A 25,037-nucleotide genomic window follows, 5' to 3' on the forward strand; every position below is an offset into this window, starting at 1 on the left:
CTCGCGATGGCGAGGGGCCCTTCGGTCGGTGCGCCGCCAGGGACTCGAACCCCGGACCCGCTGATTAAGAGTCAGCTGCTCTAACCAACTGAGCTAGCGGCGCCTGCTGACGCGAGAACTCTACCCGACCCGAGGGGGTGCTCCCGACCGCGGGCCGCCGCTCCGCAGCAGGTGGGAGGGGTCCCGTACATCATTCGGACCGTCAACATGCGACACCGGACGACAGTTGAGAAACTGACGATTGTGCAGAAATGCGGACATTTCCATCTGGAGTGTGAGGGGCAGCGCATGGAGACTCCGGTATTCGAGGAACTCGATCCCGTGAGCGACTGTGACTGCCCCGGATGCGTTCACTGGCGGCGCGTCCTGCCCCCAGGGTTCCGGGCGGCGGGCCCCGTGGGCCACCCGGCGACCCTCTCCCACCTGCTCGGCCGCGCCCGCGCCGGGCGGACCCCCATGGCTCTCGCGCTGGCCGCCACGGCGGGCACCCTCCTCGCCGCCGGCCAGTCGGTGCCGGCCCTCGCCGCCGCGCACGGGCCCGCCCGGCCGGGCGCTCCGGCGAACGACGACGAGCCCGACACCCCGCAGGGCACCAAGGCGCCGCTGCACGGTCCCGCCGGGAAACCGGCGGCCACGGCCCAGTCCGGCACCGCCCTCAAGACGCCCGCCACCACCCGGGCCGAGATCATCAACCGGGCCAAGAGCTGGATCGACGCGGGCGTGCCGTACAGCATGAGCGCCTACTGGAAGGACGGTTACCGGCAGGACTGCTCCGGGTTCGTCTCGATGGCCTGGGGGCTGCCCGGCAACGAGTGGACCGGCAGCCTCGACGGGTTCGGCGTCCGGATCACCAAGGACCAGCTCCAGCCCGGCGACATGCTCCTCTTCCACAACCCGGCCAACCCGCAGAAGGGCTCGCACGTCGTCATCTTCGCCGGCTGGACCGACTACACCCACACCTACTACGCCGCCTACGAGCAGACCCCGCCGCGCGCCCGGAAGCAGTCCACCCCGTACGCGTACTGGTCGAACTCGGACCGCTACGTGCCCTACCGCTACAAGGGGCTGGCCGAGGGCGCGGGCGGCGCGGAGCCGTCCACCCCGACCGCCCCCGGCACGGCGACCGCCTTCCCGGGGGCCGCGTACTTCGGGCCCGGCGCGAGCAACGCCTATGTCACCCGGCTCGGGGAGCTGCTGGTCGAGCGGGGCGGTCGCCGCTTCTACACCACCGGTCCCGGCCCGCGCTGGACGAGCGCGGACCAGCGGGCCACCCAGGCGTTCCAGAAGGCCCAGGGCTGGACCGGCGCGGACGCGGACGGCCTGCCGGGGCCGACCACCTGGGCCTATCTGACCGGCAAGAAGGGCAAGGACATCCCGGCGGTGGCGGGCAGCTCCGGACCGCCGGGGACGGGCACGGGCACGGGTGCCGGCTCGGGCTCGGGTGCGGGAGCGGGTACGGGGGCGGGCTCGGGTACGGGTGCCTCGCAGCCGGTGCCCGCCTTTCCCGGACGCGCGATGTTCCGGCCCGGCGCGAACAACGCCTATGTCACGCAGCTCGGAAAGCAGCTGGTCAAGAAGGGCTTCGGCGCGCACTACACGACGGGGCCCGGGCCGCGCTGGGGCGAGGCGGACCGGCGCAACGTCGAGGCGTTCCAGCGGGCCCAGGGCTGGCGCGGCGGCGCGGCGGACGGCTACCCCGGCCCGGAGACCTGGCGCCGGCTCTTCTCCTGAGCCGGCCGGACCCCCTCATCCCGATCCGGCCGGGTTCCTCATCGAATCCCCGGCCGGGTTCCTCATCGAATCCCCGGCCGGGTTCCTCATCGAATCCCCGGCCGGGTTTCCCACGGCTCGTGAACACACTTCCAGGCGCGGAGGCATGGAGGCAGCTATGACCACGACGACGTCACACACGCCGGAGCACACCCCGGACCACGTCCCGGACCACACGCCGGAGCCCGAAAGGCCGGTCCCGTCCGGGGCCCGGGGCGCGGTACCGGGCGGCCCCGCCGTATCCACGGCGCCAGGCGGCACCACCGCACTCGGCGCACCGGCCGCACCCGCCGTACCGGCCGCACCCGCCGCCGTACCGGCGGTGTCCGCCGCACCGGCCGGCGGACCAGGCGGCTCCGCCGACGGCGGCGGACCCCGGTCCGTGCGGCTCATCCAGAACGAGGCGACCACCGAGATCCCCGTCCACCTGCTCTTCCGCGACGACCCCGACCCGGTGTCGGTGCCGCTCGCCCCCGCCGTCGTGGGCCGGCGGCGCGGCACCGGGGAACAGCCGAGGGTGCGGCGGCCCGCGATGGGCAGGCCCCCGCGCCCGGTCCCGGAGGCCGACCCCGACCTCGTGGAGCGGCCCGCCCGGGTGCTCCCGGGCCTGGCCGGTGTGCTCGCCGGGGCCTGCGGGGTGGCCGGCTGCGCGGTCACCTCCTGGTGGGCCGGCGTCCTGCCGCCCGCACTCCTCGACGCCCTGCACCTGTCCCAGGCCGCGGACGCCGGTCTCGGCCCCGCCCGCTGGGCGGCGTACGCGGGGGCGGGCGCCCTCGGCCTCTTCGGGTTCGGCGGCCTCGCCCGCGGCAGGACCGGCCGGGCCTGGGTGCTCGGCCTGTTCGGCCGCTACCGCGGCACGGTCCGGCGCACCGGCCTGATGTGGGTCAACCCGCTGGTGCTGCGCCGCCGGGTCGACGTCCGGCTGCGGCACTGGCGCAGCGAGCCGATGTCCGTGGTCGACGCGAACGGCGTCGCGCTGCGGGTGGTGGTGCTCGTCGTGTGGCGGGTCAGGGACACCGCGCGGGCCACGCTCGGGGTGGACGACCACCAGACGTATCTGCGCGAGTGCGTGGAGGCGGCGCTGTCCCGGGTGCTCTCGCAGCAGCCGGCCGAACTGCCCCCGGCCGTGGTCAAGGACCTGACCCTGCGCAACACGGACGCGGTCGGCGAGGCGCTCACCCGGATGGTGGCCGCGGACACCGCGCCGGTCGGCCTGGAGGTCTTCTCCGCCCAGCCGACCCGGATCGAGTACGCGCCGGAGATCGCCGCCGTGATGCAGCGGCGCCGGATCGCGGCGCTGGACGCGCAGCACCGGGACAGCGTGCTCGGCTCGGTCGTCGACTCGGTGGAGGACACGGTGACCCGGCTGACCATGCGGGGGCTGGTCGAACTGGACGACTACGAACGCAAGGCGCTCGTGAAGGACCTCACGGTGGCGTTCTGCACGGGCCGCGGGGAGGTGTCCTCGTAACCCCGGGTTCACGGCCGGAGCGCCCAACGGGGCTCGCGACCGGGCGCCCAACCGGGTTCACGGCCGGGGCGCCCAACCGGGTTCACGGCCGGGCTCGGGGAGGGGTGCGGGCGCCGGTACCGGCCGGGCCGCTCGGGACAGCTCCGCGATTGGTATGGACATGTTCAACTACCCGCAATAATCTGGGACTTGGTCTAGACCTGAGCACCGCGCGCACGGCTCACGGGAACATCCCCCACGTCCTCCAGGAGCGGCAGCATGCGCAAACGGACGCACAAGTCCCTCACCAGCCACAAGACGAAGATGTACGCGGCGGCCCTCGGCCTCGCCACGGCGGGCACGTTCGTGCTCTCCACCGGCGGGGCCAGCGCCCACGGCTACACCGACCAGCCCCTCAGCCGGCAGAAGATGTGTGCCAGCGGCGGCTCCGTCGCCAACTGCGGTGACATCCAGTGGGAGCCGCAGAGCGTCGAGGGGCTCAAGGGCTTCCCGGCGGCGGGTCCGGCCGACGGGCAGATCTGCTCCGCGGGCCACACCAACTTCAGCCAGCTCGACCAGCCCAAGACCCCCGCGGGCACGGCCTGGCCGACGACCAAGGTCACCGCGGGCCAGAGCTACAGCTTCCGCTGGCAGTTCACGGCCATGCACGCGACGACCGACTTCAAGTACTTCATCACCAAGACCGGCTGGAACCAGAACCACGCGCTGACCCGCGCGGATCTGGAGACCACCCCGTTCCTGACGGTCCCCTACAACGGACAGCGCCCCCCGTCCACGCTCTCGCACACCGGCACCCTGCCGAGCGGCAAGAGCGGACACCACATCATCCTCGGCGTGTGGACGGTCGCGGACACGGCGAACGCGTTCTACTCCTGCGCGGACGTCACGTTCTGAGGCCGCCCGGTTTCTGAGCCTCCCTTGAGGCGCGGACACCCCCGGCGCGGGTAAGTTCCCCGCATGCCGCCCCGATCGCGGTGGCATGCGGGGAAGCAGTGTCCGACCACCGGGGGTCCGTGATGAACGTGTTCTTCTATGCCGTGCCAGCCCTGATCATCGCTATGGTGCTGCTCGTCGCGGGCAAGGCGGTGCGCCGCTCGCTGGAACTGCGCAGCGCCTGGCGCAGCGGACTGACCGCCGAGGCCCGCTGTCTGCGCTCCTACACCACGACCGACGGCGGCACCGGCGACTCGGGGGTCACCACGACCCTGCACCACGTCTACGAGTTCACGACGCGCGAGGGCCGTGCCGTCCGCTTCGAGGAGACGAACGGCAAGCCGACCGTCGTCGAGGGCGACATCGTCACCGTGCACTACAGCGCCGACCGCCCCGAGAAGGCCACCGCCCACGCGCCGAGCCCGGTCAAGGCCACGGCGGGCACGGTCGCCGTACTGGCCTTCTGCGGCCTGATCGTCGCCTTCTGCGTCGGCTTCATGGTCACCTACCACCAGGAGTTCGCGGGGGACGAGTTCTTCGGCGGTCTGCCGGGCGTCACGGACGGGGCGCGCGCGGCCCTCCACATCTGATCGGCGGCCCCTTCGCATCCGGACGTCGCAGCGCACTCCACATCTGACGGTCCGTCAATTACCGTACGCACCCATGGAGTCCAGCGGGCGTACGGTCGGGGAACTCGTCGCGGAGCGGTGGGGCGACCACCGTCCCGGGCTGTGGTTCGAGGGACGGACCGTCAGTCATCACCAGGTCGCGGCGGGCGCGGCGCGGCGGGCCGCGCTGCTCGCCGACCTCCTGCCGCCCGGCGCCGAACCGCACGTCGGGGTACTGCTCGACAACACCCCCGAGTACGCCCTGTGGCTCGGCGCGGCGGCCCTCGGCGGAGCCGCCGTCGCCGGGATCAACCCGACCCGGCGCGGCCCCGAACTGGCCCGCGACATCCTGCACACCGAGTGCCCGGTCCTGGTCACCGAGCGGGCCCACCTCCCGCTCCTCGAAGGACTCCAACTCCCCGGCGTACGCGTCCTGGTGACCGACGAGGACGCCTACGCCCGCCTTCTCGCCCCGTACGGGGGAACGCGCCCCGACGCCTCCGCGGCCCGCCCCGGCAGCCGGTTCCTGCTGCTCTTCACCTCCGGGTCGACCGGCGCGCCCAAGGCCGCGATCCGCACCCAGGGCAGGATCGCGGCGGCCGGTCGCTCGCTCGCCGGCCACTTCGGGGTCCGCCCGGACGACACCCACTACATCTGCATGCCGATGTTCCACGGCAACGCGGTGATCGCCGACTGGGCGCCCGCGCTCGCCGCCGGTGCGCGGATCGCGCTGCGCCGCCGCTTCTCCGCCTCCGGGTTCCTCCCCGACGTCCGCGCGAGCGGCGCCACCTACTTCACCTACGTGGGCCGCGCGGTGCAGTACCTGCTGGCCACCCCCGCCCGCCCGGACGACCGGGACAACCCGCTGCGCGTGGGGTTCGGCACCGAGGCCGGAGCGGTCGACGCGGCGGCCTTCGAGAGACGCTTCGGGGTCCGGCTGGTAGAGGGATACGGCTCCTCGGAGGGCGGCGCCGCGATCCAGCGCACGCCCGGCACTCCCGCCGGGGCCATCGGACGGGCGGCGCCCGGCGACGACCTCGCGGTGATCGACCCGCGGACCCGGCGCGCCTGCCCGCCGGCCCGCTTCACCCCGGACGGCCGCCTGCTCAACGGGGCCGAGGCGATAGGGGAGTTGGTCAACCGGGGCGGCGGCCCCTTCGAGGGGTACTGGCGCAACCCCGGCGCCGAGGCCGACCGGCGCCGGGGACCCGGCCCCCTGCCGGGCGCCGCCGGCACCGGCCGGGACTGGTACTGGACGGGCGACCTCTTCTACCGCGACACGGACGGCTACCTCTACTTCGCCGGACGCGCCGACGACCGGCTCCGCGTCGACAGCGAGAACCTCGCCGCCGCGATGATCGAGAACATCCTCGCCCGCTACGGGGCCGCGGCGGCCGTCGCGGTGTACGCCGTGCCCGATCCGGTCGCCGGCGACCAGGTCATGGCGGCCCTCGCCCTGAAGGACGGGGCCTCTTTCGACCCGGCGGGCTTCGCGGCGTTCCTGGAGGCCCAGCCCGACCTGGGCACCAAGATGGCGCCGCGCTTCCTGCGCGTCCTGGCACGGATGCCGGTCACCGCCACCAACAAGATCCACCGGGTGGGCCTGCGCCGCGAGGGCTTCCGCTGCCCCGGCCCCCTCTGGTGGCGGCCCCCGGGCGAGGACATGTACCGGCCCCTGACGGCACCGGACACCGACGCGCTCGTCGCGCGGTACCGGGAACACGGCCGCGAGGAACTCCTCGACGGCCACCGACGCCCGGACGGCGAAGGGGAGTTGGCGCCGGACGGGGCGGCGCGGACGTAGATCTCGCGCTGGGTGAGCGCGGGTTGGCCGTCCCGGGGGCGGTGGCGCTCGGCCTGTTCCGGGAGCGGCGGCCGGTGGATTCCGTACCGGCGGCCGGGAGGATTCCGGATGCGCGGCGGGCCGGTTGGTTTCCAACTGCCGCACCCGCATACGGTGTTCGGCATGATCCGTCCGGTCGCGTACACGGGATATCTCGTCGGCGGAGTGCTGGTCGGCGCCCCGCTGGCGGTCGGCCTGCTGATTCTCGGCACCCTGGGCGCCGCGCTCACCCCCGTCCTCGTCGGACTGCCGCTGCTCGGGCTGCTCGCCCTGGCGGGCATCCCCGTCGGCGCGCTCGAACGCCGCCGGCTGCGCCCGCTCGACGCGCCCGCCGCACCCGACCCCGGCCGCCGCGACACACCCGCCCGGCCCCACCCCGGCCCGCACCGCGCCCCCGCCGAACCGGGACTCGCCCCCTGGGCCCGGCTCCGCCTCACCGAGCAGGCCACCTGGCGCGAACTGGCGTACGCCGTGCTGCTCGCGTTCCTGCTCTGGCCGCTGGACCTGCTGGTCCTGACCGGGACCTTCGCCTTTCCCGGCGCCCTGATCGCGGCGCCGGTCCAGTTCGCCCGCGCCGGTGACGGGACCCGTGTCAGCGGTCTCTGGCTCGTGCACGGCTATCCGCAGGCCTCCGTGATCGCCGTCGGCGGACTTCTCCTGCTCCTCGTCCTGCTGTGGCCGCTCGGCCTCTACACCCGGGCCCGCGCCGCCCTCGCCCGGCAGCTCCTCGCGCCGCGCGAGACCGAGGGGCGGCTCGCGGAGGTGACGGAGTCCCGGGCCCGGCTGCTGGCCGCCTTCGAGGCCGAACAGCGGGGCATCGAGCGGGAACTGCGTGACGGACCCCGGCGACGGCTGCTCGCGCTGAGCCTGCGGCTCGGCCTCGCCCGCCGCGACGCCCCGCCCGAACTCGCCGACTCCCTCGCCCAGGCCCAGCGCGAGGCCGACCAAGCCCACGAAGAAATAGGGGAGTTGCTGCACCGTATCCATCCCCGGGTGCTCGTGGAGCAGGGGCTCGGGGACGCCATCGCCGACGCGGCGGACCGCTCCCCCCTCTCCGCCGAGGTGGACGTCGAACTGCCCCGGTTCACCGAGGCCGTCGAGTCCGCCGCGTACTTCGCCGTGCGCGAGGCGCTCACGGACCTGGCACGACGCGAGGGCACCGGCCGGGCCCGGATCAGCGCCGGTTGCACGGCGGGGGGCGGGCACGGGCGGTACTTGTGGATCGAGGTGTGCGGCGAGGGGCGTGTTGGGGGTGAGGGCGGTCTTGGGGGCGAGGGCCGCTTCGGGGGTGAGGGCCGTCTCGGGGGAGAGGACTGCTCCGGGGGCGATGGCCGTTCCGGCGCCGTAACGCCTGACGCCGTAACGCCTGACGCCGTATCGCCCGGCGCTGTAACGCCTGACGCCGTATCGCCCGGCGCTGTAACGCCCGGCGCCCTACCGTCCGGCGTCATGCGGCCCCGCACCGGGAGCCCCGCTTCCGGACTCACCGGCACCACCGACCTCACGGGAACCACCGGCCTCACCCATTCCACTCACCGCACCCACACCACTCGCCCCACCCACACCACCCACCTCACCGCACTCTCCGACCGCCTCGCCGTCCTCGGCGGGACCCTGTCCGTCGCCGGCCCGCCCGGCGGTCCCACCGTGCTGCGGGTGGAGATCCCGTACTGAGCGGGTCGAGTCGGTCACGCCGGTCGAGTCGGTCGCGCCGGTCGCGCCGGTCGCGCGGTGCGCGGCGGCGCCTCCCGGGGGGAGCGGGAATCGCCCGCGCCGGGGACGGGAACCGGTGCGCCGTCGCCGTATTCGCTTGCCCGCAGGGCCAGTTGGGGCGGTTCGGGCTTCGCCGGAGTGCCGGGAAGGATGCCGGGGTGAGGAGTTCCGGCCGGTTCGGGCGGGGAGGATACCGGGACACGTGAACCGACGGGTTCGCGTATCCGACGCCCGCGCCCGGCGGGGTCTCTCCGAACGGAACCGGTCGGAGAGACGCCCCTCCCGGGGCCGGACCGCGCGCCCGGTCCGAGGGTTTGGCGGTGCCCCCACCCACCCCCGACAGCATCCGAAAGGCACTCATGTCCCCCACGCATGACACGCTCGACCGCGGACACGGCGACGACCTGCTCGCTTTCGTCCGGGCCAGCCCCTCGCCGTACCACGTGGTGGCGAGCGCGGCACAGCGCCTGGAGAAGGCGGGCTTCGTGGAGACGCGGGAGCGGGACGACTGGACGGCGGCGGCCGAGGGCGGCCGGTATGTCGTCCGCGCGGGAACGCTGCTCGCCTGGTACGTGCCGCCGGGCACCCCCGCCGCCACCCCGTTCCGGATCGTCGGCGCCCACACCGACTCCCCGAACCTGCGGGTGAAGCCCACCCCGGACACCGGCTCGGCGGGCTGGCGGCAGATCGCCGTGGAGGTCTACGGCGGGGTGCCGCTCAACACCTGGCTCGACCGTGATCTCGGCGTCTCGGGGCGGCTGGCGCTGCGGGACGGCTCGACCCGGCTGGTCTGCGTGGACGAGCCGCTGCTGCGGGTGCCGCAGCTCGCCATCCACCTGGACCGGGCCGTCAACGACGGGCTCGCCCTGGACCCGCAGGGCCATATGGCTCCGCTGTGGGGACTGGGCGAGGCGCGGCCGGGCGCGCTGCTCGACAGGGTCGCCGGGGCAGCCGGTGCCGACGCCTCCGACGTCCTCGGCTGGGACCTGATGCTCCACGACGCGCAGCCGCCCGGCTATCTGGGCGCGGACGAGGAGTTCATCGTCGCACCGCGCCTGGACAACCAGATCTCGGTGCACGCCGGAGTCACCGCCCTGGTGGCCGCGGCGGGCGCGGACCGGCCGCCCGCACACATACCGGTGCTCGCCGCCTTCGACCACGAGGAGGTGGGCAGCGGCTCCGAGTCGGGCGCCCAGAGCCCCCTGCTGGAGCGGGTGCTCGCCCGGTCCGTGGCCGCCCGTGGTGGTGGCCCCGAGGACGTGGGCCGGGCACTCGCCGGTGCGCTGTGCGTCTCCTGCGACATGACCCACGCCGTCCATCCCAACTACGCCGAGCGGCACGAGCCGGGCCACCACCCGCTGCCCAACGGCGGCCCGGTGATCAAGGTCAACGCCAACCAGCGGTACGCCACCGACGGCACGGGGTTCGCCGCGTTCGCGGGGGCGTGCGAGCGGGCCGGGGTGCCCTGGCAGCGGTTCGTCTCGCACAACGCGATGCCGTGCGGGACGTCGATCGGCCCGATCATCGCGGCCCGCCTCGGGGTCGCGACCGTGGACGTGGGGGTCGCCGGGCTGTCGATGCACTCGGCGCGCGAGCTGTGCGGGGCGCGGGACCCGGGGCTGCTGGCGCGGGTGCTGACGGAGTTCGTCACGGCGGAGTAGGTCCCGCCGGTACGCGTGAAGGCCCCCCACACGTGTGGGGGGCCTTCACCGATGTGCGCCGCCAGGGACTCGAACCCCGGACCCGCTGATTAAGAGTCAGCTGCTCTAACCAACTGAGCTAGCGGCGCATGACTCTCGCCTCCCGCTTCCGCAGGCGGCGACAAAAGAAATACTACCTGGTCCTCAGGGGTGCTTCCGACCACCCGCGCGACATCGTGACGGGCCTAGATCGTGAGGGAGAGCAGCACCGGGGCCGCCCCGCGGTTCAGCGTGTCCGCGGCGTGGCGCAGCCGGTGGGCCTGCTCGACGGGCAGGGAGAGGGCGAGGCTGCCGACGGAGGAGCCCGCGGTGACCGGGACGGCCGCGCAGACCGTGCCGATCGCGTACTCCTGGAGGTCGAGGACCGGCACGGTGGCCGGCTGGGAGTCCAGGCGGGACAGCAGCAGCCGCTCGCTGGTGATGGTGCGCGAGGTGAGGCGGGCCATCCGGTGCCGGGCGAGGTGGTCGCGGCGGCCGGCGTGGTCGAGCTGGCCGAGCAGGCTCTTGCCGGCCGCGCTGGCGTGCGCGGAGGAGCGGAAGTCGACCCACTCGTTGACCGCGGGGGCCCGCGGGCTGTCCGCGTACTGGGTGACCTGTACCTCGCCGTCGATGTACCGGCTCAGGTAGACCGCGGCGCCCACCGTGTCGCGGAGCCGGTCGAGGGTCCGCTGAAGCCTCTCGCGCGGGGCCTGGTCGTGGCTCTGGGCGGAACCGAGCCGGCTGAGGGAGCTGCCGGTCACATACGCCCCGTCGGTGATCTGCTCGACGTATCCCTCGCGGCGGAGCATCCGCACCAGCGCGGTCAGCCGGTCACCACCGAGGCCGGACTGGCGGGCCAGCTCGGCGCCGGTGACGCCGGTGCTGTGCCGCGCCACCGTCTCCAGGACGCGCAGGGCGTCCTGGGCCGAGTGGTACGGCGCGGACGGCTCGCGCTTCAGCGCCACGGTTCCCCCTGCGCTCGGTGGCCCGGCACGAAGGCGACGTCGGACCGGACGGCTGGGCTCACTCCACGATAACCGTCAAGTAGCTTCCCGGGAGAGCCCGTTGGTGAGATCGGGGGCGCGCTCCCGCCCACCCGGCGGGAGCGCACCGGCCTGGCATATGCCGAGGTCATGGCCGGTTCGGCATGATCCGGACGTCCGACCTGGCGCCTTACCGGCCGCGCCCGCCGTCGGCCCCCCCGTTCCCCGCCCGCTCTCACAGCACGGCGCTGAGGAATTCCCGGGTCCGTTCCTGCTCCGGATCGCTGAAGATCTTCTCCGGCGGGCCGGACTCGATGACATGGCCGGAATCGAACATGAGGACCTGGTCCGAGATGTCCCGGGCGAAATTCATCTCGTGGGTCACACAGAGCATCGTGATGTCCGTGGTGCGGGCGATGTCACGCAGGACGTCGAGGACCCCGGCGACCAGCTCCGGGTCGAGCGCGGAGGTCACCTCGTCGAGCAGAAGCACCCGCGGCCGCATCGCCAGCGCGCGGGCGATCGCCACCCGCTGCTGCTGGCCGCCGGACAGCCGGCCCGGCCGCTCGTCGCACTTGTCCGCGAGACCGACCAGGTCAAGCAGCTCCCGCGCCCGCTCCTCGGCCTCGTCCCTGGACATGCCGAGAACGGTCACCGGTGCCTCGGTGACGTTCCTGAGCACGCTCATGTTCGGGAACAGGTTGAAGTGCTGGAAGACCATCCCGATCTTCTTGCGGACCTCGCGGACCTGCTTGCGGTCGGCGGGGAAGAGCCGGTCACCGGCGACGGTGATCGTGCCCTCGTCCGGCCTGGTCAGCGTCATCAGCAGCCGCAGGATCGTCGTCTTGCCGGAACCGGACGGGCCGATCAGCGTGACGTGCTTGCCGGAGTCGACGCGGAAGTCGAGGTGGTCGAGGACGGTGTTGTCCCCGAAGCGCTTGGTGACCTGGTCGAAGCGGATCAGCTCACTGCCGTCCACCTTGGGGTTGGTGAGGTCGTCCACCTTGGGGTCGGTGAGGTCCTTCAGGGGACCGGTTCCGGTGTTCGGGTCAGCGGACAAGGCGTCGCTCCAGGGCTCGCAGCAGCAGGGAAGCCGGGTAGGAAATGAGGATGAAGGCCACGCCGATGACCGTGAGCGGCTCGGTGAACCGGAAGTGCTGCTGCGAGTACAGCCGCGCCTCCCCGAGCATCTCCAGCACGGTGATCGTCATCAGCAGCGGGGTGTCCTTGAGCATCGAGATGACGTAGTTGCCGAGCGCCGGCAGCACACGGCGGATCGCCTGCGGCAGGATCACCGCCGTCCAGGTGCGCCGCACGGGCAGGCTCAGCGCCGTGGCCGCCTCCCACTGGCCGGCGGGCACGCCCTCGATACCGGCCCGGTAGACCTGCATCGTGTACGTCGAGTAGTGCAGCCCGATCGCGATGACCCCGGTGGTCAGCGCGGAGAAGGTGATGTCCCACTCGGGCAGCACGTAGAAGAGGAAGAAGAGCTGCACCAGCAGCGGGGTGTTGCGGACGAACTCGGTGACCGCCCCGACCGGCCAGCGCACCCAGCGCGTCGGCGCGCGCATCAGCAGCGCCCACACCAGACCGAGCGCGAAGGAGATCACCGAGCCGAGGGCCAGCGCCTCCAGGGTGACCAGCAGGCCGTCCCAGAAGTGCGGCATGAAGTCGCCGACGGCGTTCCAGTCCCAGGTCATGAGGCACCCCCGCCCGCGGCACCGGCACCGGCACCGGCACCCGCGCCCACGCCGGTCGCTCCGGCCCGCTTCAGTTCGCGCTTCGCCATGCCGTCCGGCTCCTTGCCGATCCCGGCCTTCAGCCGCTTCTCCAGACCGCGCATCAGGCGGGTGAGCAGGAAGGCGATGACGAAGTAGATCAGCAGCACATACGTGTAGATCTCCGCGCTCTGCTGGAGCGCGAGCCGCACCAGGTTGGCGCTGAACGTCAGATCACCCATGCCCATCACGGAGACCAGCGCCGTGCCCTTCAGCAGCTCCACCAGCAGGTTGCTGAACGGCGGGATCATCTCCGGCACGGCCTGCGGCAGCAGGATCAGCCGCATCCGCTGCCAGTGCGTGAAGCTGAGCGCGATCCCGCCCTCACGCTGCGCCGGGTCGACCGCGTTCAGCGCGCCGCGCACGATCTCCGAGCCGTACGCGCCGTACGTCAGCCCCAGCGCCAGGGTGCCCGCCCACAGCGGGACGAGCTGCCAGCCGAAGGCGAGCGGCAGCACGAAGTACACCCAGAAGATCATGATCAGGGCGGAGGTGCCGCGGAACACCTCGGTGTAGAAGCCCGCGAGGAAGCGGACGATCCACCGCCGCGAGGTCCGCGCGATGCCCGCGACGAAGGACATGGCTCCGGCCAGCAGGGCGCTGAAGAACAGCAGTTGGACGGTGACCCAGACGCCTTCGAGGACGAGTTCCCAGAGTCCTGATGTCATCCGCGACAGAGCTCCTTCGCGGTCAGACCGGTCATCTCGGCCTCGGTGAAGCCGAACGGCCGCAGGATGCGCAGGACTTCGCCGCTCTTCTTCATCTTCCGCAGCTCGGTGTTGAAGGCGTCCCGCAGCCGCGTCTCCGGCGAACGGAACGCGAAGCCGCCGCCGTCGACGTGCGGCTTGCCCTTGACCAGGGGTGCGAAGGGTTTCGTGCTCTCGGTCCTACGGGACTTCCGCACCACCTCGCGGACGGTCACCGCGGTCCCGGCGAAGACGTCGGCCCGGCCCGCCTCGACGGCGTTCAGACCGGCGACCTGGTCGGGCACGATCAGGATCTCGCTCTCCTTGTACCCGGCCTCGACCGCGTACTGGATCTCCGCGTAGCCCGTGCCCGTCGCGAACCTGGCCTTCTTCGCCACGACGTCCTGGTAGTCGTGCAGGCCCTTCGGGTTGCCCTTGCGCACGATGAACGCGTCGAGCATCTGGTAGTCCGGGTCGGCGAAGATGACCTGCGCGCACCGCTCGGCGTTGATGTACATCCCGGCGGACACGACGTCGAACTGCTGTGAGTTGAGTCCGGGTATGAGCGAGCCGAACTCGGTCGGCACCGGCTGCACCCGGTCGACGCCGAGCCGCTTGAAGACGGCCTTGGCCAGTTCCGGTGCCTCTCCGGTGAGCCGGCCGTCCCGGTCGATGTACCCGAACGGGATCTCGCCCGCGATGCCGAGCCGGACCACGCCCTGTGCCCTCAGCCGGTCGAGGAGGTCACCGCCGTCCGTCGCGTCCGCGGTGTCCACCCGGCTGCACCCGGCGGCACCCAGCGCACCGAGCGCCGCGACCCCCGCGAGCAGCGATCGGCGCGTGGTGGTCCGGGGCGGGTGTCTGTCGTGTGCGCGGTCATTTCCACGTGCTTTCCCAAATGGTGGAGCCATGGGCGCGCCGCTACCCGAGATCACGCGGAGTATGCGGACCGATTTCGGCCCCGTCCGCCGGGCCGGTGTACTTGACCCCGGGGGGACCATGGAACGCATGGCTGATCGATTCATCGAAGTCTCGCTGGTCAAGCGCGATGTCCACTGCACCGCGAAACTCCTCGACGACCGCGCGCCGATCACCTGCGCGGCGGTCTGGAACGCCCTTCCGCTGAGCGGCGACGTCTATCACGCGAAATACGCGCGCAATGAGATCTACGGACTCTTCCCCCCTTTCGCGAAATCCGAGCCACCCCTGGAAAATCCGACAGTTACCCCTATTCCGGGAGACCTCTGCTATTTCGCGTTCGCGGGAACGGAACTGGGCACCAAGGCCTACGGCTACGACGCCGACGTCCGCCCCGGCACGACCGTGGTCGACCTCGCGCTCTTCTACGAACGCAACAACCTGCTCCTGAACGGGGACGTGGGCTGGGTCCCGGGCATCGTCTGGGGCCAGATCGTGGACGGCCTCGACCGGATGGCCGAGGCCTGCAACGACCTGTGGCGGACCGGCGCGGCGGGGGAGACGCTCAGCTTCCGACGGGCTTGAGGAGCAAGTGGGCTGTGGCGCAGGTGGCTTGAGGCACGCGAGACCCGTGGCGCACCGGTGGCGGCACCGGCAGCGGCACCAGCAGCGGGCGTTCCGCGCCGGCGCCCCGGCGCCCCGCTTCCCCGCCGCCCGCCCCCCACTGCTGGGGTCCTGCGCCGGTGCAGCCCCCCCGGGCCGCCGGGGGCCTGTGCCTGTGCCTGTGCCGCCCCCCCCGGGTCGCCAGGGGCCTGTGCCGGTGCCGCCCCCGCCCGCTGGGGAAAGCGGAGCCGCCGGTGTCGCCGGGAAGCCGGGACCGCCGCTGCCGCTACGGGAGGAGCGGGACCTCCGGTGGTGTCACCCCGGCCGCCCCCGCCTCGTACAGCGCGTGCGCCGTCCGCAGGACGAGGTCGTCCCGGTGCCGGGCCGCGACGATCTGGAGTCCGACGGGCAGCCCCTCGCCGTCCACCCCGACCGGCACCGTCGCCGCGGGCTGCTGCGTCAGGTTGAAGGGGTACGTGAACGGAGTCCAGCCCGTCCAGCGGCGCCGGCCCGAACGGGGCGGGACCTCGACGCCCGCCGTGAACGCCGTCAGCGGCAGGGCCGGGGTCACCAGCACGTCGTACTCCGTGTGGAACAGGCCCATTCGGCGGCCCAGCGCCATCCGCACGTCCGTCGCGGCGAGATACTCCAGCGCGCTGTAACGGGCGCCCCGGTCGCGGATCTCCCGCAGCCCCGGGTCGAGCAGGGCCACCCGCTCCGGGCCGAGCGACTGGGTCACCCGGGCCGCCCCGCTGAACCACAGGGTGTGGAAGGCCTCCACCGGATCGGTGAAGTCCGGGTCGGCCTCGGTGACATGCGCGCCGAGACCGGCCAGCCGCTCCACCGCCCGCCGTACCGCCGCCGCGACCGCCGGGGCCACCGCGACCTGCCCGCCGAAGGCCGGCGAGTAGGCGACCCGCAGCCCGCGCACCCCGCCGCCGAGGGCGTCCACGAAGGAGCCGCCCGCCGGTCCGAGCGCGGACCAGTCGCGGGCGTCCGGCGCGCCGATCACATCGAGCAGCAGCGCCGCGTCCGCCGCGTCCCGGGCCATCGGCCCCACGTGCGCGAGCGTCCCGAACGCGCTCGCCGGATACAGCGGCACCCTCCCGTACGTCGGCTTCAGCCCGAAGATCCCGCAGAACGCGGCCGGGATGCGCACGCTGCCCCCGCCGTCCGTGCCGAGCGACAGCGGGCCCGCGCCGAGCGCCACGGCCGCCGCGCTGCCCCCGCTGGAGCCGCCCGCGGTGCGCGTGAGGTCGTACGGATTGCGGGTCACGCCCGACAGCGGGGAGTCCGTGACGCCCTTCCATCCGAACTCGGGCGTCGTCGTCTTGCCGAGGAACACCGCGCCGTGCTCGCGCAGCCGGGCCACCGCGGGCGCGTCCTCCGCCCAACGCCCTTGCTCGCTCACGGCCTTGGAGCCGCGCAGCGTCGGATACCCGCGCAACGGCAGGATGTCCTTCACCGTGACGGGCACCCCGTCCAGCAGGCCCGCCGGCTCCCCGCGCCGCCAGCGGTCCGCCGACGCGCGGGCCCGGGCCAGGGCGTCGTCCGCGAGGAGCCGCACGAACGCGTTGACGGCCGGCTGCGCTTGCCCGGCCCGCTCCAAGGCGGCGCGCGTCACCTCCTCGGGGCCGAATTCGCCCTTGCGGTACCCGTCGACGAGTTGTACGGCGGTCAGTCCGGTGAGTTCCGACATCGGCCCCTCCACGTCAGGTCAGTGACCGGGTACGTACCCACGCTCCTTGTCGACCACGTTCCGCAGCGGCCGGCCCGCCGCCCAGCGGTCGAACAACTCCAGGAACTGGGCGCTCAGTTCGTCCCGCCAGCCGACCGTGTCACCGCTCATGTGCGGCGACACGATCAGATCCGGGACCCGCCACAACGGGCTGTCGGGACCCAGCGGTTCGTGCTCGAAGACATCGAGCGCCGCGCCCGCGATCCAGCGCTTCGACAGCGCGTCGGCGAGCGCCGCCTCGACCACGAGCTGCCCGCGCCCCACGTTGACGAACCGCGCCGAGGGCTGCATCATCCCGAAGCGCCGCGCGTCGAACATGCCCCGGGTCTCGGCGGTGAGCGGCGCGGCACACACCACCCAGTCCGCGCGGGCCATCAGCCGGTCCAGCTCCGCCGGTCCGTGAATCCCGGTGCGCGGGGTGCGGCCGACCAGCGCGGTGGTGATGTCCAGCGCCTTCAGCGTGCGCGCGATCGCCCGCCCGATCGGGCCCGAACCCACCACGCAGGCCCGGGTCCCGGCCACCCGCCGCGACTCGCGGTGCCGCCACTCCCGCTCGCGCTGGAGGTCCAGGGTGCGCGGCAGGTCCTTGGCCATGGCGAGCACCAGCGCCGCCACGTACTCGGCGATCGGCTGGTCGAACACCCCGCGCGCGTTGGTCACCACCGTTTCGGAGGCGGCGAGTTCGGGGCACATCAGATGGTCCACGCCGGCGCTCGCGGTGTGCACCCAGCGGGGGCGCGGTCCCTCGCCCGGCCAGGCGCGGCGCACCGCGTGCGAGGTGAAGTCCCACACCAGCAGCGCGTCCGCGTGCGGCAGCTTCTCCGCGAGCGTCGTGTCGTCGGCGTGCTCGACGCGCACGCGGCCGGTGAGCCGGCCGAGCCGGGGCGGCGGATCGGCGTCCAGCACGAGCAGGGTGGTCCCGGCGGAGGCGGGGGAGGACGGCGCGGGGGACATACGGGCGTTCATCGGGGGAAACCGTTTCGCAATGCGAGTCCGCTTCTCTGAGGTGTCCTGAGCCGGAACGACCGGGACGGCGTGCGGGCGTACAGGGGTCGAAGTCGTCTGAGATGCGCGGATTGACCACGCTCGCACCCGAACCTACCTTCGTCAACACGGGCCCGCACACGGTCCGTTGCCCGCCTGTTTCCCTCCGTGAGGCCGGTGTCAGCCATGGACGTCTCCTTTCTCGGCGGTCCGCATCCGCAGCGCGGGGTCGGCGTGGTCGCCCCGTTCGACTTCGCCCTCGACCGGGAGCTGTGGCGCTGGGTGCCGGCCGAGGTCTCCCTGCATCTGACCCGCACCCCGTTCGTGCCGGTCGAGGTCAGTCTCGACCTGGCCCGGCTGGTCTCCGAGCACGAGACCCTCGGCGACGCGGTCCGCGCGCTGAACGCGGTCGCGCCCGAGGTCGTCGCGTACGCCTGCGCCTCCGGCAGCTTCGTCGGCGGGCTCGCCGGCGAGAAGGCGATGTGCGAGGCGATGACCCGGGCGGGCGCGCTGCCCTCCCTCACCACCTCCGGCGCCCTCCTCGACGCCCTCACGGAACTCGGCGCCCGCCGGATCGCCCTGGTCACCCCGTACACCGTCTCCGTCACCCAGTCCCTGGAGGAGTACCTCGCCGAGGCCGGCATCACCGTCACCGACCGCGCCTTCATGGGCCTGACCCGGCACATCTGGAAGGTCCCCTACCGCGAGGTCGCCGACATGGCCCGGCGGGCGGCGCGCGGCCCGGCGGATGCCCTCTTCATCAGCTGCACCAACCTCCCGACGTACGACGTCATCCCGCAACTGGAGGCCGAGCTGCGGATCCCGGTGATCTCGGCCAACCAGGTGACGATGTGGGCGGCACTGCGCCAACTGGGTACCCGAGCGGTGGGCCCCTATCAGCGGCTGGTCGATCCGGCCGCCCGCCGGGGCCCGGTACTGCCGGAAGAACAGGTAGGTTGGGCATGACCGCACTCGGATTCCTCTACCCCGGCCACTCGGCCGAGGACGACTACCCGCGCGTGGAGCAGTTGCTCGGCAGCGACGTCCGGCTGACCGTCGTCCACACGGACATCGGGGAGGACGCCCACCGGGTGGACGCCCTGCTGGAGATGGGCTCGGCGGAACGCCTGGAGGCGGGTGTCGAGGAGTTGCGCCTGTCCGGCGCGGAGGCCGTGGTCTGGGCGTGCACCAGCGGCGGCTTCGTGCACGGCCGGCAGGGCGCCCACGAACAGGTCCGCGGCCTCGCGCGCGCGGCCGGCCTCCCCGCCTCCTCGACGTCCTTCGCCTTCGAGCACGCCCTCCAGGAGATCGGCGTGCACCGGGTGGCGATCGGCGCGACCTACCCCGAGGACGTGGCCGCGCTCTTCGCCGCGTTCCTCAAGGAAGCGGGCGCCGAGGTGGTCGCGGTGAGCGCCTCCGGGATCGTCACCGCCGCCGAGGTCGGCACCTGGGAGTACGACCAGGTCCTCGCGCTGGCCCGCGCGGCGGACCGCCCGGACGCCGAGGCGGTCCTCCTCCCGGACACCGCCCTGCACACGGTGTCCCACCTCCCGGACCTGGAGAAGGAACTCGGCAAGCCGGTCCTCACCGCCAACCAGGTCTCGGTCTGGGAAGCCCTCCGCCTCACGGACCGCCGAGTGAACGCCCCTCAACTGGGCGCCCTCTTCACCAGGGAACCGATCGTCCAGGCGTGACGGTCGCAGCCCTTCCGGCGCTTGCGATGTTTCAGCCCCTCCGGCGCCGGCGACGACTCAGCCCCTCCGGCGTTTGAGGAGCGGGGTCCGGGGCGGAGCCCCAGGTACGGGACGGGCAGGGGCGGAGGGGGCGAAACCCGCCTTCCCCGCCCGCCCCCGCCGGGGCGGCACCCGCGAGACCGGAGGAATAAACGGACCCCCCCTCCTGTTAAGGACCGCGAGGAAACGATCGCGCGGCAACAGGAGGCACCCCGGTGGACGAGAAGGCCGAAACGGACGAGATCCGAGGCACGACACAGGGCACCGCCCCCGTCCCCCTCTCCGTCCTGGACCTGGTCACCGTAGGAGCCGGCCGCACAGCGACCGACGCCCTGCGCACCAGCGTGGAGATCGCCCGCCTCGCGGAATCCCGCGGCTTCCACCGCTACTGGGTGGCCGAACACCACTCCATGCCTGGCGTCGCCAGCTCCTCACCCGCGGTGATCCTCGCCCACCTGGCCGCCCACACCTCCCGCATCCGGCTCGGCTCGGGCGGAGTGATGCTCCCCAACCACGCCCCGCTGGTCATCGCGGAGCAGTTCGGCACGCTGGAGGCGATGGCCCCGGGCCGTATCGACCTCGGCCTCGGCCGCGCCCCCGGCACGGACGGCGCCACGGCCGCCGCGCTGCGCCGCACCCAGCGGCTCAACGAAGGCGCCGACGACTTCCCCGAGCAGCTGGCGGAACTCACCCGCTTCCTGGACGACGACTTCCCCGACGGCCACCCGTACGCGCGCATCCACGCCGTCCCGGGACCCGTCCAGGCCACCTCGCCCGGCGGGGTCCAGTCCCCGCACCGGCCGCCGGTCTGGCTGCTGGGCTCGTCCGGCTTCAGCGCCCGCCTCGCCGGAGTGCTCGGCCTGCCCTTCGCCTTCGCCCACCACTTCTCGGCGCAGAACACCATCCCGGCGCTCGACCTCTACCGCGAGTCGTTCCGGCCGAGCGAGGTCCTCGACGCCCCCTACGCCCTCATCGGCGTCTCCGCGCTGGCCACGGACGACGAGCGGGAGGCCCGCCGCCAAGTGCTGGCCGCCGCGCTGAACATGGTCCGCCTGCGCACCGGCCGCCCGGGACTCGTCCCGACGCCGGAAGAGGCCGAGGCCTACGAATTCAGCCCGATGGAGCGGGAGTTCATCGACTCCTGGAACAGCAACGTCATCCACGGCACCGCCGACGAGGTCCGCGCAGGACTGGACGACCTCCAGAAGCGCACCGGGGCCGACGAGTTGATGATCACGGGCAACGCGCACGGCGGAGACGTACGCCTGCGCTCGTACGAACTCATCGCGGACGCCTACGGGTTCCGGAAGGACCAGCCCGCCGACGCCTGAGGGAACCCGGGCCGCCGGGGCCGGGAACGCGCCCGGCGCCCGGAACACGATCCGGACCGGCCGCCCGGGTCGGCGGACCGGCGGGCTCAGATCGGCGGACCGGCGGACCGGCGGGCTCAGGTTGGTGGACCGGCGGACCGGCGGGCTCAGGTCGGCGGACCGGCGGCTCAGGTCGGCGGACCGGCCGTTCAGGTCAGCGGGCAGGCGCCCGAGGTCAGCAGTTCGGAGATGAGATCCGGCGCCACCGGCCGGGAGTAAAGCCACCCCTGGCCGGTGTCGCAGCCGATCCCGCGCAGCCGGGACGCCTGCGACGCGGTCTCCACGCACTCCGCGGTCACCGTCAGCCCCAGCCGGTGCGCGAGCTGGATGAGCGCCTCGACGATCACCTCGTCGGCGGGGTTGGGGTGGGCGGAGGTCCCGTCGGCGTTCTCGTACTGGAAGCCGCGGACGAAGGAGCCGTCCAGCTTCAGCACGGACACCGGGAGCCGGCTGAGGTAGGCGAGGTTCGAGTAGCCGGTGCCGAAGTCGTCGATCGCGATGCGCACACCCATGTCGCTGAGCGCCTGGAGGGCCTGGAGCGGGCGGCCCGCCGAGCCCATCACCGCCGACTCGGTCAGCTCCAACTGGAGCAGATGCGGGGCGAGTCCGGTCTCCGCCAGGATCTCCGCCACATCGGCGACCAGATCGGAGTCCCACACCTGCCGTACGGCCACGTTGACGCTGACGAAGAGCGGCGGGGCGTCCGGATGGTCCACCTGCCAGCGCCGGGCCTGCCGGCAGGCGGTGGCCAGCACCCAGCGGCCGAGCTGCACGATCGAGCCGTCCTCCTCGGCCAGTCCGATGAACCGATTCGGCGTCAGCATGCCGAACCGCGGGTGGTTCCAGCGCACCAGCGCCTCCACCCCGTGCACCCCGCCGTCCTCCATACCCACCAACGGCTGGTACTCCAGGGCGAATTCACCGCGTTCGATGGCCGCGCGCAGGGTGGACGACAGGGCCTGGCGGGTCATGCGGTGCGCGTTGCGCTCCGGGTCGAAGAGCGTCCAGCGGCCCTTGCCGTCGGCCTTCGCCCAGTACAGCGTGGTGTCCGCGGCCTGCATCAGACCGGTCGCGGTCGTCCCGGTGGCGCGCCGCTCGACGACCCCGATCGACGCCGACAGCGACAGCCGCTGGCCCGACAGGTCGAACGGCGCCTGGAGCGCCTTTAGTACGGACTCGGCGAGATCCGCCAACTGCTCGGTGCCGGTGGAGTCCTCGACCAGCAGCGCGAACTCGTCCCCGCCGAGCCGGGCCACCAGGGGAGCGGCGGCGCGGGTCTGCCCCGCCTCGTCGGCGCAGCGCGTCAGCCGTTCCGCGACGGCCGCGAGCAGCCGGTCCCCGACCCGGTGGCCGAGGGTGTCGTTGACCGCCTTGAAGCCGTCGAGGTCCAGATAGCAGAGCCCGATCCGGCCGGTGCCGCCCTCCTCGTACGCCTCCGCCTCCAGGGCCGCCGTCAGGCGCTCGAAGAACAGGGTGCGGTTGGGCAGCCGGGTCACCGGGTCGTGCATCTGCAAGTGCCGTAGCCGCGCCTGGAGTTCACGCCGGGGACCGATGTCGGCGACCGACACCAGGACCGCCTGCTCCTGCGGGGGCAGCGGGGTGACCGTGATCTGCACCCACAACGAGTGCCCGTCGGGGTGCTTGAGCCGGCGGGTGCAGCGCAGCCGGGCCTGCCGGCCGCGCAGCACCTCGCGGTAGGCGTGCCAGGTCCGGACGTCGGAGGCCAGGTCCACCAGCTCGGAGGCGGACCGCCCGGCGAACGACCGGGAGTCGACGCCCAGCAGGGCGCCCAGCGACTCGTTCGCGGTGACGACCGTGCCGTCGCGGTCGACGACGGCCATCGCGAGGGGCGCGGTGGCGAAGGCCGCCTGGAAGGCGCGGGGTGACGTGCCGTCGGGAACCGGCGGATCGGTGAGAGCGCCCGGTGACGCGGGAGGCGCGGGGGCCGCCGCCGGGGCGGACGCGTCGAGGGAGGTCGCGCCGGGGGAGGCCGCGCCGAGTGAGGTCGCGCCGGGAGGAGGCCCGGGAGGTGACCCGGGGGACGACCCGGTGGACGTACGAGAAGACGTGTCGATGTGACGCTCTGTGACGGTCGGCCGGACGAGGTCTCCCGCGGGCGCCGGCCCTTCGGACGTTCCGCTCACCGCTCGCTCCCGCAGTGCAGTCGTTCTTCGTATGGGTCTCTCGGGTGGTCGGCCGGACTGGGCGGCCGCACAAGCCGTGTCGGTGCAGGAAAGTGTGCCGATCATAGAGGCTGCTCTCGGGACGGTGCAGCCTCTGTCCAGTGTCCCGGAACAACCACCCGTTCTGACAGATCGTTTCTGCCTGCATCTGGACGGGTTCCTTCCCTCGCCGATCGCATGTGACGTTCCGTGAGTGTTCGGGGGTGTCGGCCCGGAAGGCCTCTCACTCTTCTGGTGCAGACAAACAGGGCGAAGTAATACAAATCAACACAGTCTGGGTGCGGTGTCCCGAAATCCGCATCCGGAGGTCGACGTGCCGCGTCCGCTCCCCCTGGGGGTTCTCACCCGTGGAACCCTGCGCGGTCTCACCCGCGACGGAGTGCCCCGTTGGCGCAGTACGGCGGCGGCGTTCACCTCGATGACCGCGCTCGCGGCGACCTCGCTGGTGCCGGGCCCCGCCCTCGCCGAGCCGCTCGTGGACCCCTGCGCCCTGACGCGGACCGAGGCGCACCACTCGGAGGGCGTCGACACCTGGAACTCCGCCTATGTGCGCCCCACCCGCCCGCTCGACGCCGTGATGGTGTTCCTGTCCTTCCCGGACTCCGCCCCGCGCACCACCCCGGCCGAGCTGACCGGCGACTACTTCCCCGCGACCAGCCGTTTCTTCGAACGCGCCTCCTACGGCAAGTTCACGGTCCGCCCGCATCCCCAGCGCGACTGGATCCAGATGCCGCACGCCTCCACCTCGTACGCCATACAGCGCGACTGGAACGCCGCCGACCGGGCCGCCTATCTGCGGGACGCCCTCGCGGTGGCGGACCCGCGGGTCGACTTCTCGCGCTACGACGTCGTCTACTTCGTCGCCGACCCGGACGCGCCGGGCGTCGACTCGGACGCCACGAAGGTCGTCAACCTGGACACCCCGCTGCGCGCGGACGGCACGGACATCCGGCGGGTCGTCACGGTCTTCGAGAAGCACCCGCCGGACCGGCTGGTCCTCGCGCACGAGACCGGCCACGTCTTCGACCTGCCCGATCTCTACCACCGCCCCGAGGACGGCAAGGGCGACTGGGACACCTACGTCGGCGACTGGGACCTCATGGGCAGCCAGTTCGGCCTCGCGCCCGACCTCTTCGGCTGGCACAAGTGGCGGCTGGGCTGGCTGGAACCGAACCAGGTGGCGTGCGTACGGGGCTCCGGCACCACCCGTCTGACCCTGGAACCGCTGGGCACGGGACCGGCCGGGGCGGCGGGGCCGGACGGAGCGGCGACGGGTTCGGCGGGCTCGGGGCGTGCGGGGCGTCCCGGGGGCTCCCCGGAGCCGACGGAACCGACGGAGTCGACGGAGCCGACAGGAGCGGCGGGAGCGGTGGGAACGGTGGGAACGCCGGGGCCGGTGGGAGCGGCGGGGACGGTGGACGACAAGGCTCCCGTCGACGCCGAGCCCGGGGCGCTGGGGGTGGCGGCCCTGCCGGGGTCGCGGACGTTCGGAGTGGGGCGCGGCACCAAGCTGGCGGTCGTCCCGACGGGCCCCGGCAGCGCCCTGGCCTTCGAGGCGCGCGGCTCGGTGGGCAACGACGGCTCGACCTGCACACAGGGGGTTCTCGTCTACCGGGTGCGCAGCGGCACGGAGTCGGGCGGCGGCCCCATCCAGGTCCTCGACGCCCACCCGCACACCGAGGGCTGCTGGGAGGACTCGGTCTACCCGCCCCTGGCGGACGCCCCGGTGAGCCTGGGCGAGAGCTTCACGGTGCCGGGCGAGCGCGTACGGGTGGACGTGGAGGACCGGGCGGCATCGGGCGCGTTGACGGTCAAGATCACGACGGGCTGAGCGGGATGGTGCCCAGCGGGTTCGGAGCCGTTCGTTCTCGCTGGTCGGCAGTCTTCTGGCGTCACCGGCTACATGAGGGGCGGTTCCGGATCGTTCAGCGCTGCGATCATCCCCGTCGGCACGACCATCGGGGTGGCGACGCAGGAGGTGATCTCGGCTCGCGGTGCTGCGTCCTTGGCCGGTTCGAATGGCACAAAGATGCTGGTCTGGTCC

General features: G+C 73.0%; 21 protein-coding genes and 2 tRNA genes. 12 read left to right on the forward strand and 11 right to left on the reverse strand.

The features are described from left to right. Nucleotides 1-29: 29 nt before the first annotated feature. Nucleotides 30-103, reverse strand: a tRNA-Lys gene (locus AB0912_RS02895). A gap of 185 nt (nucleotides 104-288) precedes the next feature. Here AB0912_RS02895 and AB0912_RS02900 point away from each other — a divergent pair. The 7 genes from AB0912_RS02900 (at nucleotide 289) to AB0912_RS02930 (ending at nucleotide 9,999) form a co-directional block, all read left to right on the forward strand. Continuing rightward, complete coding sequence (locus tag AB0912_RS02900; protein WP_366696050.1) at nucleotides 289-1,731, forward strand: peptidoglycan-binding protein; 1,443 nt, start codon at nucleotides 289-291, stop codon at nucleotides 1,729-1,731. A gap of 157 nt (nucleotides 1,732-1,888) precedes the next feature. After that, nucleotides 1,889-3,241, forward strand: a complete 1,353-nt coding sequence (locus AB0912_RS02905) for an SPFH domain-containing protein (protein ID WP_366696052.1) — start codon at nucleotides 1,889-1,891, stop codon at nucleotides 3,239-3,241. A gap of 258 nt (nucleotides 3,242-3,499) precedes the next feature. Beyond that, the gene (locus AB0912_RS02910) at nucleotides 3,500-4,135 is read left to right on the forward strand and encodes a lytic polysaccharide monooxygenase (RefSeq protein ID WP_366696054.1); all 636 of its coding nucleotides are present in this window, start codon (nucleotides 3,500-3,502) and stop codon (nucleotides 4,133-4,135) included. Nucleotides 4,136-4,257: 122 nt separating this feature from the next. Beyond that, nucleotides 4,258-4,764 (forward strand): DUF3592 domain-containing protein, encoded by a 507-nt coding sequence (locus tag AB0912_RS02915; RefSeq protein WP_366696056.1) that lies wholly within the window; start codon nucleotides 4,258-4,260, stop codon nucleotides 4,762-4,764. A 73-nt stretch (nucleotides 4,765-4,837) separates the two neighbouring features. Beyond that, nucleotides 4,838-6,586, forward strand: a complete 1,749-nt coding sequence (locus tag AB0912_RS02920) for an AMP-binding protein (RefSeq protein WP_366696058.1) — start codon at nucleotides 4,838-4,840, stop codon at nucleotides 6,584-6,586. Between the two features lie 162 nt (nucleotides 6,587-6,748). Then, complete coding sequence (locus AB0912_RS02925; RefSeq protein WP_366696060.1) at nucleotides 6,749-8,299, forward strand: sensor domain-containing protein; 1,551 nt, start codon at nucleotides 6,749-6,751, stop codon at nucleotides 8,297-8,299. 398 nt (nucleotides 8,300-8,697) lie between these two features. Next, nucleotides 8,698-9,999 (forward strand): M18 family aminopeptidase, encoded by a 1,302-nt coding sequence (locus tag AB0912_RS02930; RefSeq protein WP_366696062.1) that lies wholly within the window; start codon nucleotides 8,698-8,700, stop codon nucleotides 9,997-9,999. Between the two features lie 54 nt (nucleotides 10,000-10,053). Here the strand turns inward: AB0912_RS02930 and AB0912_RS02935 are convergent. The 6 genes from AB0912_RS02935 to ehuB form a co-directional block, all read right to left on the reverse strand. Then, nucleotides 10,054-10,127 (reverse strand) — tRNA-Lys (locus AB0912_RS02935). Between the two features lie 96 nt (nucleotides 10,128-10,223). Continuing rightward, on the reverse strand, nucleotides 10,224-10,982 hold the full coding sequence (locus tag AB0912_RS02940) for an IclR family transcriptional regulator C-terminal domain-containing protein (RefSeq protein ID WP_366696064.1): 759 nt from the start codon (nucleotides 10,980-10,982) through the stop codon (nucleotides 10,224-10,226). A gap of 253 nt (nucleotides 10,983-11,235) precedes the next feature. Next, nucleotides 11,236-12,003, reverse strand: coding sequence for an ectoine/hydroxyectoine ABC transporter ATP-binding protein EhuA (ehuA, locus tag AB0912_RS02945; RefSeq protein ID WP_366696281.1), 768 nt, complete (start codon nucleotides 12,001-12,003; stop codon nucleotides 11,236-11,238). Nucleotides 12,004-12,049: 46 nt separating this feature from the next. Then, complete coding sequence (gene ehuD, locus AB0912_RS02950) at nucleotides 12,050-12,700, reverse strand: ectoine/hydroxyectoine ABC transporter permease subunit EhuD (RefSeq protein WP_366696066.1); 651 nt, start codon at nucleotides 12,698-12,700, stop codon at nucleotides 12,050-12,052. Then, complete coding sequence (ehuC, locus tag AB0912_RS02955) at nucleotides 12,697-13,446, reverse strand: ectoine/hydroxyectoine ABC transporter permease subunit EhuC (protein WP_366696068.1); 750 nt, start codon at nucleotides 13,444-13,446, stop codon at nucleotides 12,697-12,699. The genes ehuD and ehuC overlap by 4 nt, the downstream gene beginning before the upstream one ends. Further along, nucleotides 13,443-14,375: an ectoine/hydroxyectoine ABC transporter substrate-binding protein EhuB gene (ehuB, locus tag AB0912_RS02960; RefSeq protein ID WP_366696070.1), complete on the reverse strand. Its 933-nt coding sequence runs from the start codon at nucleotides 14,373-14,375 to the stop codon at nucleotides 13,443-13,445. Before ehuB ends, ehuC begins: the two co-directional genes overlap by 4 nt. Nucleotides 14,376-14,472: 97 nt before the next feature. On the opposite strand from ehuB, the gene AB0912_RS02965 reads away from it, so the two are divergent. Continuing rightward, complete coding sequence (locus AB0912_RS02965; RefSeq protein WP_366696072.1) at nucleotides 14,473-14,967, forward strand: DUF3830 family protein; 495 nt, start codon at nucleotides 14,473-14,475, stop codon at nucleotides 14,965-14,967. A gap of 304 nt (nucleotides 14,968-15,271) precedes the next feature. Here the strand turns inward: AB0912_RS02965 and AB0912_RS02970 are convergent, their stop codons facing one another. Together AB0912_RS02970 and AB0912_RS02975 are read right to left on the reverse strand one after the other, a co-directional pair. After that, nucleotides 15,272-16,684: an amidase gene (locus AB0912_RS02970; RefSeq protein ID WP_366696074.1), complete on the reverse strand. Its 1,413-nt coding sequence runs from the start codon at nucleotides 16,682-16,684 to the stop codon at nucleotides 15,272-15,274. Nucleotides 16,685-16,702: 18 nt separating this feature from the next. After that, entirely contained in the window at nucleotides 16,703-17,689 is a 987-nt protein-coding gene (locus AB0912_RS02975; protein WP_366696076.1) for a D-2-hydroxyacid dehydrogenase, read from the reverse strand. A 204-nt stretch (nucleotides 17,690-17,893) separates the two neighbouring features. Between AB0912_RS02975 and AB0912_RS02980 the strand changes: the two genes are divergently transcribed. From AB0912_RS02980 to AB0912_RS02990, 3 genes are all read left to right on the forward strand, one after another. Then, entirely contained in the window at nucleotides 17,894-18,673 is a 780-nt protein-coding gene (locus AB0912_RS02980; protein ID WP_366696078.1) for an aspartate/glutamate racemase family protein, read from the forward strand. After that, nucleotides 18,670-19,401, forward strand: a complete 732-nt coding sequence (locus AB0912_RS02985) for a decarboxylase (protein WP_366696080.1) — start codon at nucleotides 18,670-18,672, stop codon at nucleotides 19,399-19,401. The genes AB0912_RS02980 and AB0912_RS02985 overlap by 4 nt, the downstream gene beginning before the upstream one ends. Before the next feature lie 254 nt (nucleotides 19,402-19,655). Further along, a complete protein-coding gene (locus AB0912_RS02990; RefSeq protein ID WP_366696082.1) occupies nucleotides 19,656-20,771 on the forward strand; it encodes an LLM class flavin-dependent oxidoreductase in 1,116 nt (371 codons plus the stop codon). A 188-nt stretch (nucleotides 20,772-20,959) separates the two neighbouring features. Here AB0912_RS02990 and AB0912_RS02995 read toward each other — a convergent pair whose 3' ends face one another. Then, on the reverse strand, nucleotides 20,960-22,954 hold the full coding sequence (locus AB0912_RS02995) for an EAL domain-containing protein (RefSeq protein ID WP_366696084.1): 1,995 nt from the start codon (nucleotides 22,952-22,954) through the stop codon (nucleotides 20,960-20,962). A 322-nt stretch (nucleotides 22,955-23,276) separates the two neighbouring features. Here AB0912_RS02995 and AB0912_RS03000 point away from each other — a divergent pair, with 322 nt between their 5' ends. Continuing rightward, nucleotides 23,277-24,824: a M6 family metalloprotease domain-containing protein gene (locus tag AB0912_RS03000; RefSeq protein WP_366696086.1), complete on the forward strand. Its 1,548-nt coding sequence runs from the start codon at nucleotides 23,277-23,279 to the stop codon at nucleotides 24,822-24,824. A gap of 68 nt (nucleotides 24,825-24,892) precedes the next feature. Here the strand turns inward: AB0912_RS03000 and AB0912_RS03005 are convergent, their stop codons facing one another. Further along, on the reverse strand, nucleotides 24,893-25,018 hold the full coding sequence (locus tag AB0912_RS03005; protein ID WP_366696088.1) for a hypothetical protein: 126 nt from the start codon (nucleotides 25,016-25,018) through the stop codon (nucleotides 24,893-24,895). Nucleotides 25,019-25,037: the final 19 nt, after the last annotated feature.

Source organism: Streptomyces sp. NPDC007084 (assembly GCF_040703595.1).
In the GTDB taxonomy this organism is placed as follows: Bacteria; Actinomycetota; Actinomycetes; order Streptomycetales; family Streptomycetaceae; genus Streptomyces.

Excerpts from the sequence above, each read along its gene's own strand:
- AB0912_RS02900 (WP_366696050.1), top strand. The coding sequence starts at position 289 with ATGGAGACTCCGGTATTCGAGGAACTCGATCCCGTGAGCGACTGTGAC.
- AB0912_RS02905 (WP_366696052.1), top strand. The coding sequence starts at position 1,889 with ATGACCACGACGACGTCACACACGCCGGAGCACACCCCGGACCACGTC.
- AB0912_RS02910 (WP_366696054.1), top strand. The coding sequence starts at position 3,500 with ATGCGCAAACGGACGCACAAGTCCCTCACCAGCCACAAGACGAAGATG.
- AB0912_RS02915 (WP_366696056.1), top strand. The coding sequence starts at position 4,258 with ATGAACGTGTTCTTCTATGCCGTGCCAGCCCTGATCATCGCTATGGTG.
- AB0912_RS02920 (WP_366696058.1), top strand. The coding sequence starts at position 4,838 with ATGGAGTCCAGCGGGCGTACGGTCGGGGAACTCGTCGCGGAGCGGTGG.
- AB0912_RS02925 (WP_366696060.1), top strand. The coding sequence starts at position 6,749 with ATGATCCGTCCGGTCGCGTACACGGGATATCTCGTCGGCGGAGTGCTG.
- AB0912_RS02930 (WP_366696062.1), top strand. The coding sequence starts at position 8,698 with ATGTCCCCCACGCATGACACGCTCGACCGCGGACACGGCGACGACCTG.
- ehuD (WP_366696066.1), bottom strand. The coding sequence starts at position 12,700 with ATGACCTGGGACTGGAACGCCGTCGGCGACTTCATGCCGCACTTCTGG.
- ehuC (WP_366696068.1), bottom strand. The coding sequence starts at position 13,446 with ATGACATCAGGACTCTGGGAACTCGTCCTCGAAGGCGTCTGGGTCACC.
- ehuB (WP_366696070.1), bottom strand. The coding sequence starts at position 14,375 with ATGGCTCCACCATTTGGGAAAGCACGTGGAAATGACCGCGCACACGAC.
- AB0912_RS02965 (WP_366696072.1), top strand. The coding sequence starts at position 14,473 with ATGGCTGATCGATTCATCGAAGTCTCGCTGGTCAAGCGCGATGTCCAC.
- AB0912_RS02970 (WP_366696074.1), bottom strand. The coding sequence starts at position 16,684 with ATGTCGGAACTCACCGGACTGACCGCCGTACAACTCGTCGACGGGTAC.
- AB0912_RS02975 (WP_366696076.1), bottom strand. The coding sequence starts at position 17,689 with ATGAACGCCCGTATGTCCCCCGCGCCGTCCTCCCCCGCCTCCGCCGGG.
- AB0912_RS02980 (WP_366696078.1), top strand. The coding sequence starts at position 17,894 with ATGGACGTCTCCTTTCTCGGCGGTCCGCATCCGCAGCGCGGGGTCGGC.
- AB0912_RS02985 (WP_366696080.1), top strand. The coding sequence starts at position 18,670 with ATGACCGCACTCGGATTCCTCTACCCCGGCCACTCGGCCGAGGACGAC.